The sequence below is a fragment of the Candidatus Stygibacter australis genome (assembly GCA_030765845.1).
GTDB classification, from domain to species: Bacteria; Cloacimonadota; Cloacimonadia; order Cloacimonadales; family TCS61; genus Stygibacter; species Stygibacter australis.
Genome location: JAVCDJ010000084.1, coordinates 1 through 12744 on the forward strand (window position 1 = coordinate 1; position 12744 = coordinate 12744).

Annotated in this window: 12 protein-coding genes; 7 read left to right on the forward strand and 5 right to left on the reverse strand. The window is 42.9% G+C overall.

Annotated features, from left to right (window positions below; genetic code table 11):
* The 7 genes from RAO94_04760 to RAO94_04790 form a co-directional block, all read left to right on the forward strand.
* The coding region (locus tag RAO94_04760) for an FAD-dependent oxidoreductase (GenBank protein ID MDP8321643.1) at positions 1-729 on the forward strand (729 nt) is incomplete at its 5' end.
* 170 nt (positions 730-899) lie between these two features.
* Entirely contained in the window at positions 900-2075 is a 1176-nt protein-coding gene (gene sucC, locus RAO94_04765; protein MDP8321644.1) for an ADP-forming succinate--CoA ligase subunit beta, read from the forward strand.
* Entirely contained in the window at positions 2072-2941 is an 870-nt protein-coding gene (gene sucD, locus RAO94_04770; GenBank protein MDP8321645.1) for a succinate--CoA ligase subunit alpha, read from the forward strand. The genes sucC and sucD overlap by 4 nt, the downstream gene beginning before the upstream one ends.
* Positions 2942-2972: 31 nt before the next feature.
* Positions 2973-3818, forward strand: coding sequence for a fumarate hydratase (locus tag RAO94_04775; GenBank protein ID MDP8321646.1), 846 nt, complete (start codon positions 2973-2975; stop codon positions 3816-3818).
* Positions 3819-3828: 10 nt separating this feature from the next.
* A complete protein-coding gene (locus tag RAO94_04780; GenBank protein ID MDP8321647.1) occupies positions 3829-4374 on the forward strand; it encodes a Fe-S-containing hydro-lyase in 546 nt (181 codons plus the stop codon).
* 25 nt (positions 4375-4399) lie between these two features.
* A complete protein-coding gene (locus RAO94_04785; protein MDP8321648.1) occupies positions 4400-5863 on the forward strand; it encodes an NADP-dependent malic enzyme in 1464 nt (487 codons plus the stop codon).
* Between the two features lie 3 nt (positions 5864-5866).
* Complete coding sequence (locus tag RAO94_04790) at positions 5867-6691, forward strand: tetratricopeptide repeat protein (GenBank protein ID MDP8321649.1); 825 nt, start codon at positions 5867-5869, stop codon at positions 6689-6691.
* A 91-nt stretch (positions 6692-6782) separates the two neighbouring features.
* Here RAO94_04790 and RAO94_04795 read toward each other — a convergent pair whose 3' ends face one another.
* From RAO94_04795 to RAO94_04815, 5 genes are all read right to left on the reverse strand, one after another.
* Positions 6783-8456 (reverse strand): FAD-binding protein, encoded by a 1674-nt coding sequence (locus RAO94_04795; GenBank protein MDP8321650.1) that lies wholly within the window; start codon positions 8454-8456, stop codon positions 6783-6785.
* Between the two features lie 17 nt (positions 8457-8473).
* The gene (locus tag RAO94_04800; GenBank protein MDP8321651.1) at positions 8474-9160 is read right to left on the reverse strand and encodes a 4Fe-4S dicluster domain-containing protein; all 687 of its coding nucleotides are present in this window, start codon (positions 9158-9160) and stop codon (positions 8474-8476) included.
* Between the two features lie 22 nt (positions 9161-9182).
* Positions 9183-10082 carry a CoB--CoM heterodisulfide reductase iron-sulfur subunit B family protein gene (locus RAO94_04805; GenBank protein MDP8321652.1) on the reverse strand — a complete coding sequence of 300 codons (900 nt, stop codon included), beginning with the start codon at positions 10080-10082 and terminating at the stop codon, positions 9183-9185.
* Positions 10083-10104: 22 nt separating this feature from the next.
* Positions 10105-10506, reverse strand: coding sequence for a 4Fe-4S dicluster domain-containing protein (locus RAO94_04810; GenBank protein ID MDP8321653.1), 402 nt, complete (start codon positions 10504-10506; stop codon positions 10105-10107).
* A 9-nt stretch (positions 10507-10515) separates the two neighbouring features.
* On the reverse strand, positions 10516-12744 hold a 2229-nt coding region (locus tag RAO94_04815), incomplete at its 5' end, for a hydrogenase iron-sulfur subunit (protein ID MDP8321654.1).

Consider the following 12744-nt stretch of genomic DNA (forward strand, 5'->3'; position numbering starts at 1 on the left):
CTGGCACCGGAAGTGAAGTCAATAATGGGAATGCTGGTACCTTGTACGGGGATCATGGATACACATGGATTTATGAGGGCAATGAAGATAGAGTTTGGGGCTAATGATGGATTTCTGCTCTTTGACAATGAAGTGTGTGAGATAAAGAGGGTGGAAGAGAAATACCTGGTCACCTTCACAAATGGAGAGCAGTTCCTGGCAGAGATCCTGATCAATGCTGCAGGACTGGAATGTGAAAAGATAGCGTCCCTGGCGGGAATAGATACAGAAGCTGCCGGCTTGAAACTGCACTGGTGCAAGGCGGAATATTTTAAAACCTCACAGAGATTTCAGCTTGATAAGCTGATCTATCCCATGCCGGATCCCACGGGTATGTACCTGGGAATCCATCTCACGCTTAATCTTGCCGGAGAAGTGCGGTTCGGTCCCAGTGCCTATTACGTGGATGAGCTTGATTATGCCATGGATGAAAGCCACAAGCAGGAATTTATAGATAGCGTGACTCAATATCTGGATATTGATATAGAAAAACTGCATCCGGATGATACGGGGATCAGACCCAAATTACAAGCTGCCGGAGAAGGCTTCAGGGATTTCTATATTAAAGAGGAAAGCGCAAAAGGTTTACCGGGATTTATCAATCTGATGGGGATTGAATCACCGGGACTCACCAGTTGCCTGGCAATTGCCCGGTATGCAGCAGAAATAATTGCATCTTTAAAACATTGATAACGTGGTAAAGACACTCAGCGAAGTAAACAAACATAACTATAAAATATTTAACAGGGAGATATGGGCATTACCCTTCGGGAATAAATTATGTTTATATAAACAAATTAGTTCTTGACTAAAAGAAAAATATTCTAAAATTGCAATTAATAGCAAAAAGAGGGAATAAAATGAATATCCATGAATATCAGGCGAAGAAATTATTACATTCTTTTGGCGTAAAAGTTACGCGAGGCAGTAAAGCAACATCCCCGGAAGAAGCACGTCATAAGGCAAAAGAACTTGGAAGTGAGAACTGGGTTGTGAAGGCTCAGGTACACGCTGGAGGCCGAGGGAAAGCAGGCGGGATCAAGTTCGCAATGAGTCTGGACGAGGTATTTGAGAAATCAGAAAAAATGCTGGGCATGACACTAAAAACTCATCAGACAGTGGGAGCCGGGAAGGTAGTAAGAAAGCTATACATTCAGGAAGCAATCGATATTGAGCGGGAATACTATCTGGGAATAGTGCTGGACAGACGGCGTGAGATGCCTGTGATCATGGCATCCACTGAAGGTGGTATGGATATTGAGACAGTCGCCGCGGAAACTCCTGAGAAGATAATCAAAGTAGGTGTTGACCCAATTACAGGACTGAAAGGTTATCATCTGCGCAAGCTTGCCTATGGATTAAAATTGAATAAAGCAGAGATGAAGGAATTCAATAAGATAATGATACCATTATTTGAGGCATATCAGAAGACCGATGCCAGCCTTATAGAGATCAATCCACTGGTATTGAAGCCTGACGGGGAATTTATTGCCTTAGACGCAAAGCTTAATTTTGATGATAATGCTCTTATGCGGCATCCGGAAATAGCTGCCATGCGGGATGAAGAAGAAGAAGATGCAGCGGAACTGGAAGCGGGAAAATATGATTTAAGTTATGTGAAGCTGGATGGCAATGTGGGCTGCATCGTGAATGGTGCGGGACTTGCAATGTCCACCATGGATATTATCAAGCTGGAAGGTGGAGAGCCGGCGAATTTCCTTGATGTGGGAGGAAATGCCAGTGCTGAAACTGTGGCACGCGGATTTGAGCTTATTTTGCGGGATAAGAATGTGAAGGCAATATTGGTGAATATATTTGGTGGAATTGTGAGATGCGATAGAATTGCCAATGGAATATTGGAAGCTACGCGTCAAATAGATGTGCAGGTGCCGGTGATCGTACGGCTTGATGGCACTAATGCGGAAGAAGCGGGGGAGATATTGAAGCAGGCTAATATCCGTCAGATATTGATAGCAGAGGATCTACAGGACGGTGCCCGTAAGGCAGTGAAATCAGCGGAAGGAGATAGAGCATGAGCATATTAGTAAATAAGGAATCACGGGTAGTAGTTCAGGGATTTACTGGTAAAGAAGGGACTTTTCATGCTCAGAAGTGCATTGAGTATGGCACGAATATAGTTGCTGGGGTAACCCCCGGGAAGGGTGGTCAATGCCATTTGGGGAAACCTGTATATAATACTGTAGAAGATGCTGTGCAGAGCACAAAAGCAAACGTGTCTCTGATATTTGTGCCGCCGGTTTATGCCGCAGATGCCATTTTGGAAGCAGCAGACTCAGGAATAGAGCTGATTGTGTGCATCACTGAAGGTATCCCCGTTCAGGATGTTATGTATGCCAAGAAATATATCAAAAGCAAGGGCTGCGTGTTGATAGGGCCCAATTGCCCAGGGATCATAACTGCTGGAGAAGCTAAGATAGGCATAATGCCCGGATTTGTTTTTAAGCCAGGCAGAATAGGAGTAATTTCTAAATCCGGTACATTGACCTATGAAGCAGCAAATCAGGTAGTAAAAGCAGGAATGGGAATATCAACGGCAGTGGGTATTGGTGGAGATCCGATCATCGGGACAGATTTTATTGACCTTCTGAAATTATTTGAAGCTGATGATGCTACTGATGGCATTGTGATGATAGGGGAGATAGGCGGAGAGCTGGAGATCCGGGCAGCGGAATATATCAGGGAGCATGTAACCAAACCGGTTGCTGCTTTTATAGCGGGACAGACGGCTCCTAAAGGCAAGCGAATGGGACATGCCGGGGCGATAATTGCCGGAAGCAAAGGAACTGCTCAGGAAAAGATAACTGCATTGCAGGAAGCCGGAGTGAAGGTTGCCATGTCACCAGCCAGGATTGGAAGTGCTATAGCTGAATTAATGAAATAAAGCAATTCACAATAAATAAGAGAGGTTAGTTATGAGGAAAGTAGATGTCAAAGAGATCACCGAGATCATTAAGAAATTGGCTATTGAAGCAAGTACAATAGCGAATGACTCCTTGGTGGAGAGTTTTGAAAGATCACTGGCGAAAGAGGAATCTCCGGTAGGAAAGGCAGTATTTAAGCAATTGCTGGAAAACGTGGAAATCGCTCGCAATGAAGCTACCCCGATCTGCCAGGATACTGGCTTTGCAGTTGTCTTTATGGAAATCGGTCAGGAAGTATCATTTACCGGCGGTTTACTTAAGGATGCTGTAAATGCGGGTGTTGCTGCCGGTTATACTGAAGGCTATTTGAGGAAATCAATCGTGAGGGATCCTATCACTAATCCGGTTAATACCGGAGATAACACACCGGCAATACTACATACTGATATCGTGGCAGGTGACAAAGTGAGGATCACCCTGATGCCCAAAGGTGGCGGATCAGAGAATATGAGCCGCATTAAGATGCTGAAACCTGCTGATGGAGTGCAGGGTATCAAGGACTTCGTTATTGAGACTGTGAAAAATGCTGGTGGTAATCCTTGTCCTCCTATTTTCGTAGGTGTGGGTGTAGGTGGAACTTTTGATTATGTGGCTTATATGGCAAAAAAGGCTCTGTTACGTCCCATCGGCAACCGCAATCCTGACCCTAAGATAGCACAATATGAAAAGGAATGGCTGGAAGAAGTTAATAATCTGGGAATTGGACCTGCCGGACTGGGTGGCAGGGTCACAGCAATCGACCTTTTTATTGAAGTATATCCCCGACATATTGCCACATTTCCCGTTGCAGTGAATATTCAATGCCATGCTAACCGCGAAAAGACATTTATTTTGTGAGGTGAATATAATGATAAAATTAAATGCCCCCCTAAAGCAGGAAGATGTTAAAAGTTTAAAGATTGGAGATCAAATCTCACTCAGTGGAGTTATTTATACAGCCCGTGATTCTGCTCATCAGAAACTGGTGGATCTACTTAAAGCAGGAAAAGAATTACCCTTTGATCCGGATGGAAGTGTGATATTTTATGTGGGACCTTCTCCAGCAAAGCCAGGTCAAGTGATCGGTGCTGCGGGACCTACCACCAGCTACCGAATGGATCCTTTTGTGATAGACCTTATGAAAGTAGGGATGAAAGGAATGATAGGTAAGGGACCAAGATCAGCGGAAGTAAAGGAAGGATTGAAGCAGTATACCGGAGTATATTTTGGTGCTACTGGTGGCGCTGCGGCACTTCTGGCAAAGACCATTACTGAAGCAGAAGTGATAGCCTTTCCGGAATTGGGTCCGGAAGCAGTGAGAAGACTGGTTGTAAAAGATATGCCTTTGATAGTAGTAAGTGATTGCCAGGGCGGTGATCTGTATGATAAAGGCGTGGAAGATTATAAAAAATAGAGAATAATAAATATACTGGAGGAAGATGATGAAAGTGAAAATGGATATTTCTAACATCGACGAAATATTTCCGGCGGATTTTTCTAATGAAGAAAAGGCACAAGCTAAAACCCTGTTTTTGAAAAGACTATCTCTTGTGGCACATAAATTTTACCGTGGTAAGATCCAGGTAGTCCCAAAGGTGCCCGTGCCTGGATTTAACTGGTTTAATGTGTGGTACACACCAGGGGTATCAATGGTATCAACCACGATCAGGGATGATAATCTTACCTCTTATGAGCTTTCAAACCGAGGTAATCTGGTGGCAGTTGTGAGTGATTCCACTCGTGTGCTGGGAGATGGGGATTGTACTCCTTCAGGCGGATTGGGTGTGATGGAAGGAAAAGCATATCTGATGAAATATCTGGGTGGCGTGGATGCCGTGCCATTATGCGTGGATAGCACAAATGCCCAGGGAAAGAAAGATCCTGATAAGATAATTGAATTCGTGAAAATGGCTGCACCCAGCTTTGGAGCAGTAAATCTGGAAGATATATCTCAGCCTAATTGTTATAAAGTGCTTGATACTCTTCGTGAAGAATGCAGTATACCCGTATGGCATGATGATGCTCAGGGAACTGCATCCGTTACTCTGGCAGGTTTGATCAATGCCCTTAAACTGGCAGATAAGAAGATCGGAGATGTACGAATAGTAATGAATGGAGCCGGTGCTTCTAATACAACTATCGCCAGATTTATTCTGGCAGCAGGAGCTGATCCTAAGAAAATGGTGATGTTTGATTCCAAAGGTTCGCTTCATACTGGACGTAGTGACATAGAATCCAAGCCGGAATTTTACCGGAAATGGGATCTTTGCCAGCAGACTAATCCGAATAGAATTGGTACTATCGCTGAAGCCATGACAGGAGCAGATGTATTGATAGCATTATCCAAACCCGGGCCAGGGACTATTAAGCAGGAATGGATCAGTAAAATGGCTGCAAAATCAATAGTATTTGTATGCGCCAATCCCGTTCCGGAGATATATCCCTATGCAGCAAAAGAAGCTGGTGCTTTTATTGTAGCTACGGGTAGAGGAGATTTTCCTAATCAGGTCAATAATTCGATAGGATTCCCGGGAATATTAAAGGGAACTTTACTTGTGAGAGCTTCAAAGATCACTGATAATATGGCGATTGCTGCTTCATATTCTCTGGCAAATTATGCTGAACGAAGAGGCATCACTCCAGATGACATTATCCCCAAGATGGATGAACCTGATATATTCTGTCAGGAAGCTGCCGATGTTGCCATGCAGGCGATCAAAGATGGTGTGGCAAGAGTGCAATTGACCAGGGAAGAAGTATTTAATGCTGCTAAAAAGGAAATTGATTATTCACGGGAACTCACAAACTCAATGGTCAGTAACGGCTTCATAGAAAATGTACCCCAGGACTTCCTGGAAGAATCTCGTGATTGGGCAATAAAACAGATCAGAGGAGGTCAATAATTAATGAAAGACTTAAATCAGTTATATCATAAAGCTGAAGACTTCATGAGGAAAGGACTTCTGGATGATGCTATCAAACTATATAATGAGGTATTGGAAGAAGATCCTGACTATGCTGATATCTATGCAACCTTAGGAGAGATGTATTACATTAAAGGAGATGTTGATAATGCTGTTAAGAATTATGAAATGGAGATAGAGCGTGATGCAGATAACTGCATGGTTCTCTATCGGCTGGGTATTGCCTATTACCGGGCAACCAAATTCAGTAAGGCGATCAACATCCTCAGCAATCTGGTTGAAAAGGGCTCTCAGCTTGATATGGCATATTACTGGATGGGTCTGGCATATTATCATACCGGCAGAATTCAGAAGAGTATTGATACATTTGAGACCCTTCGCAGCAAGATGCCTCAAAATACCCTGGGCTGCTATAACCTGGCCCTTGCATATAAGGTGAAAGGCAAGTATGGAAAAGCAATAGAATGCCTTATGCGGATTCTGGCTGAAGATGATACCATTGTTTCTGTGCATTATAATCTTGCACTTGCTTATTTAGCTGATATGCAGATTGCCAGGGCTCTGGAGCATTTCCAGAAAGTGGTGGATCTTGATCCAGAGCATAAATCTGCTCAGCTTAAACTGGATGAGATATATAACGATCAGGAGATGCTGTATTCTTATGGAATTGCAGCTCCTAAGGATATCACTAATTCAGAAGAGTTAAATATCAATTTCAGGATTGGTGAAGCCTATAAGGGTTTCCACATGATTGACAAGACCTTTAAGTATTTGAAGCAGCTTGCGATTGATAAGGAAAAGAAATAGTCTATAACTAAAAAAAGCGACCATTTCTGGTCGCTTTTTTTGTTGTATCCAGACCATCCCTGGTCTGGGTTTCATCTATTTTGCATAAATTTTATTTTACCAAAGTACCCAGATATTCTTCTGTCATTTGTTTGGCTTTCACATGGTCAGGAATGTAATCCGGTAAAATAATTGGTGATATCCTGTTCTTTGGAATACCTAATTTATCTACTTCTTTAGCATATTCATCAACATGCTTTAAGGTAAGTTCGCCAAGTTCGATTCCTGATATTACTTTATCCGCTGCATGAATACCTGCTCTTCTACCAAATACGATAATATCGAGCTGAGAATTTCCCATCAAACGGTTTCTGCCATGAATTCCTCCAGAAGCTTCACCTACTACATAGAGTCCGGGGACAGTGGTTTCTGCGTTTTCATTGATCTCCAGTCCGCCATTTTGATAATGCAGAGTGGGGAAGACGAGCATGGGATATTTGCGAATATCGATATCAAATCTCTCATATTGCCTAAGCATAGCGGGAAGAGTTGTCTCGATCGTACCTTCGCCAGAAAGTTCTTCAATCAGGGGACTATCCAGCCAGATACCCTTTAAGCCTGAAGGAGTTGTTACTCCCCGATCTTCTTCGCATTCGCGGATAAAGGCAGATGCTTCCACATCACGTGGTTCAAGCGGATAAACAAATAGTTCCCCGGCTTCATTCACGGGTTGAGCACCAATAGATCTGATCTTTTCGGTACATAAAAATCCCACTATTTGTTCAGGGAATACAGCTCCCGTGGGATGATATTGCACAGAATCCATAAACATCAGGTTAGCACCAGCGCGATAACCTAATACCAGTCCATCTCCGGTAGCACCGTAATGGTTAGTAGTTTCAAATCCTCGTATATGTAATCTGCCAAAGCCACCAGTGGCGATTATCACTGTTTTAGCTTTCACAATAAAATATTCTTTGAGCTCGATATGATATAATACTGCCCCGGCTACCTGACCTTTATCATCAAGGATAAGTTCAGTAGCTGAGGTATATTCCAGATATTTCACGTTCTGGGCATTGCTGTATACTTCATCTCGAAGGACACGGCAGATACCGGCACCTGTATAATCACGAGTGGAGTGCATGCGGTTACGGCAAGTTCCACCACCTGGTTTCACTGTCATTCTGCCATCATCATCTTTATCAAACATCACTCCCAGGTCTTCCAGCCATTTGATAGATTTTGGACCATCCATCACCAGTGCTTCCACCAGCTCTTTCTTATTGTCAAAATGACCGCCACCGATTACATCCAGATAGTGAAGCGTGGGGCTGTCATCTCTTTGATCAGCAGCCTGAATACCACCCTGAGCCATCATGGAATTGCTGTCACCAAGTCTAAGCTTGGTCACCAGAAGAGTTTTCACCCCTTTTCTATCTGCTTCAATCGCAGCAGAAAGTCCGGCTGAACCTGCACCAATTACCAGCACATCAGTTTCATAATCAACTTTTGAAAGGTCTAATTCACTTGCTCTATTGCGGGGATAAGATTCCATGATGTCCACTACTTCATTGATGATCATATCACCCTTATTTACCCCAATCCGCATTTCTCGCAAAGCGTCTGTTTTATAATCTGGATGATAGGATTCCAGGATGTTTTCACGCTCCTGTTCGTTCATGGGAGGATACACCTGTTTCCCCTGTTTTCTGGCGATTGCCAGCCTTTTTGCCCTAGTGGCTTCTACTTTTTTAATTGATTCCATCATATATTCTGGATACATTTATTGCCTCCCAATACTTATCTAATCTTCATTTCGCGGGAATAATACTTCTTCACCAGATCATCATGACCCATATTATTCAATTCTTCGATTTCCGTATCAAATTTGCCGTCTGCTATTTCCTGCAGCCGATCTGCCAGTTCCGGACTCGGTTTCGCCAGGTATCTACCATACAATCTCTGTGCCAGAGTGGCAGCATTGAATTGCACAATATCAGCCGGACAGCGCAAAGCGCATAAACCGCAGCGAATGCAGTCAAATGATGTAGATGCTGCTGCTGCAATATCACCACGCTTAAGCTGCTGGATGTAATCCATAACCTTGATGTCCTGGGGACATGCTTTGGAGCAGGTATTGCAGGCTACGCAACGGAATATTGTGGGAAAAAGTTCTTTGAATGTATTAACATCGGGTTTTAATTCTGCCAGATCATATCGCGGTCTCTCTGCCGGCACAAATGGTATTTGCACCAGAGACATCTCATCAGTGACCACTGTTTGACAGGCTAATCCACCTTTAAGTTTAAAATCTCCCTTTTCTCGATAAACTGTGGCACAGGCTCCGCAGAATCCTTCCCGGCAGCCCAGTCCTTTTTTCAACTGAAATCCGGCATATTCCCAAGCCATGATAATCGTGGAACCTTCCGGTACCAGTTGGGGTTCACCCATTATATAAACAGTAATCATCTTTTGCTCTACTGCCATCGTCAATGACCTCCATAGATTTTTATTTTTTAAATATTTTTTGATTTAATATCGGCATTCCGTCCACTTTATTCTGCTCAAAGCCAAATTCATTGATATCAAGTCCCAGAGCAATTGCCAGAAGCTGAGTGAAATACAGAATTGGTATTGGTTCAAAGCTGGGATTTTGAATTTGGATCAATGCTTGACGGTTATCCAGATTAAAGGCACACAAAGGACAACTTGTAACTATCACGTCTGCACCATTTGCCCGGGCATCTTCCAGTATCTTTCTGGTTAGTTTAATTACGATATTTTCCTTACTAACGGTTAAATAGCTGCCGCAGCAAGTTTTTCGAGAACGCCAATCCACAGCTTCAGCGGAAAGAGATTTGATAAAATCTTCCATAATTACAGGTTCTTCGGCATCATCAATTCCTACTTCTTTAGGGCGTATCAGCATGCAACCATAATATGGAGCTACTTTTAATCCTTTCAAAGGCACTTTCACCTTCTCAGCTATTTTATCAAACCCGTAGTCTCTTAATATTTCCAGATAATGCACTACGTCCAGACTGCCATCATATTGCCGGTCTTCCTTATACATAAAATCATTGATCGTTTCCAGTTCATCGGCATGTTCACGCATCTTAAGGTTTGATCTTTTGAGTGTATTCATACACATTGAGCAGAGTGTGAGCATTTTGTTATCTGTATCCACCATCTTATCATCCTGCATCTCTAATACCCTGATCATGTTGCGTACAGGTGCCAGATGGTGCATCAAATCATCACTTGTGAGAGAAGAAACAACTCCGCAGCAGTTCCAGCGGGGAATCTCTACAAATTCAATACCCAGTGCTGCTCCAGAAGCAATGGCAGATTTCTCAAAACTGCTGCCATAAGTCTTTAATGAGCAACCTGGAAAATATGGTATTTTCACTTTTATCTCTCCTTATTATATTCTATGAACTTAGTTTTCGCAAGGCAGCGATCAATGCTATCTGCGGTAATTCTTTCAAAACTTCTTTAGGTAAATTATCGATATCAAGATTATTGATCTCATCTCTCAGTATGATTTGACGCAGAGCTTCTGCTATTTTGGATACATCCAGTTTTCGAGGACAACGCACGGTACAGGTATTGCAGGTGGCACATATCCATAATGTATCACATTCCAGCACATCATCCTGTCCCAGCATCACTTTACGCATCAATTGGGCTGGGGTGATATCCATTTCTTCCACAAAGGGACAGCCTCCTGAACAGGTACCGCACTGATCACACATCGCAGTGTTCTCTCCAGATAATTCTTCCACTTTGCGTTGAAATTCCAAGGTCTTTTCATTTAATACTATTTTTTTCATAATTACCTCTTATAACTTGCTTCGCTGCTGGTCAGTTATTGGCTCTCCAGCTTTCACTTTTGCTGATAGATCCGTGATCATGCTGATAAATTTCTGCAAATCACCGGCTGTAAATTCACTGAAGAAAATCCTTTCATCAGCAATTCCTGCTTCAGCAAGTTTTGCTTTTGCATGTGCTATTGATTGCGCAGCCACATCCTTACTCCAGGGGAATAATGAACTTGCTGATGGGCAATCTCCCAAAATCACCAGGTCAGCACCTTTCTTAAAGGCATATACGATCAGACTTGGCGAAATACGTGAAGAACTGGGCACACGCAGTATCCGTGTATCAATATCATACTTCATCTTTCTGATACCCAAAGCATCAGCCAGACGATAAGTACATGTATTATCAGCAAATACCAGAAGTCTGGTATCTCCAGGTTTTTTCTCTTCCAGAATTCCATCTATACTTGAGTACATCTGCAGATTTGAACTGTTATGGAAATCAATAGCTTCCACGGGACAAACAGGCAGACAAGCCCCACAGCCCACACATAATGCTTCCACTACTTCTGCCTTATCACCTTTCATGATGATAGCATCTTTAGGACAGGCAGGTACGCATTTCCCGCACCCATCACAAATATCTGTTGTGATAAAGGCTAATTGTGGATCTACATCAAATTCCTTCTGAGCCAGAGTAACCATCACTCTTGCTGCTGCTGCACTTGCCTGGGCAACTGTATCAGGAATATCTTTTGGTCCCTGAGCCACTCCGCAGATGAATACACCTTCTATATTAGTATCTACCGGCTTAAATTTAGGATGTGCTTCCTGCAGGAATCCATCAGAGCTCTTGGTAAGTTTTAGGAAGTTAACTATCTTTTCGGTAGAATCATTAGGTTTCAAACCATTTGAAAGCACTACCAGATCAAATTCGCTTTCGATTATCTGACGTGATAAAGTATCTTCTGCTGTTAAAAGCACTCTTTCGCTATCTGGTACTGAATGAAGCTCGGCTACTTTACCTCTGATGAATTTAATTCCCAGCTGCTGAGCACGCTTATAATATTCTTCAAAACCCTTTCCATACGCCCTGAGGTCAGTATAGAATATATAAATATCTTTATCAGGTTTTGCCTGTTTCAATAAAGATGCCAGTTTCACAGCATACATGCAGCACACCCGTGAGCAATATTCTCTGCCTATCTGCTCATCACGTGAGCCTACGCACTGGATGAAAGCTACTCTTTTTCCTACAGGTCTGGGGGGTGGATTCTCTGTGATATGATCTACTATTCGTTCCATCTCCAGACCAGTTACTACATTTTTGAGCTTATCATATCCAAACATCGGCTTCTCTGAAGGCTCAATGGTATCATAACCTGTAGCTACTATTATATTATCTACTGTAAATTGTACTTTTTCCGGTTTCTGATTGAAATCAATTACTTTCTGTGGGCAGATTTCTTCACATTTATTGCAGGAACCATCTTTGAAGTGCAGGCAAACTTTGTCATCTATCAGATAATTGAATGGTATTGCCAGAGCTGCCGGGATATAGATTGCTTTACGCTGCATGATCCCCATCTCCCACGTATTTGGGGCACTCACAGGACATTGTTGCACGCACTGCTCGCAGATCAGACATTGATCCATATCAATCTCTGGTTTTATGTAGCGGGGTTTCTTTTCCACAGTAATCTCAAAATGAAGTCTGTGACCCACAGTGCTCACGATCTCAGAATTGGTCATCAGATTAATGTTAGGATGGTCTTGAGCAGCAGCCATTTTGGGAGAAATTATACAGGCAGAACAATCTTCGGTGGGGAAGGTCTTGGTAAGAATTGCCATCTTACCACCAATTGTTGGCTCCTTTTCCACCAGATACACTTCATTACCCGTATCTGCCAGATCAAGTGATGCCTGTATCCCGGCTATTCCTCCGCCGATCACAAGTACCCGCTTGCCCATCTTGATTTTTTTCTGCTCAAGTGGATAGTCTTCCCGCGCTTTGTTCACTCCTGCCAGAACCAGGTCTTTTGCTTTTTTCGTTGCTTCTTCCGGCTGGTCTTTATAGGGCCAGGAGCAATGCTCTCGCAGGTTCACCAATTCTAAAACAAATTCATTTAATCCTGCTTTCTGCATAGTTGATCTAAAGGTTTTTTCATGAAAATGAGGTGAACAAGATGCTATTACTATCCGGTTTAACCCCTTTTCTTTTGCTTCTTCGATAATCATTTTCTGTCCCGC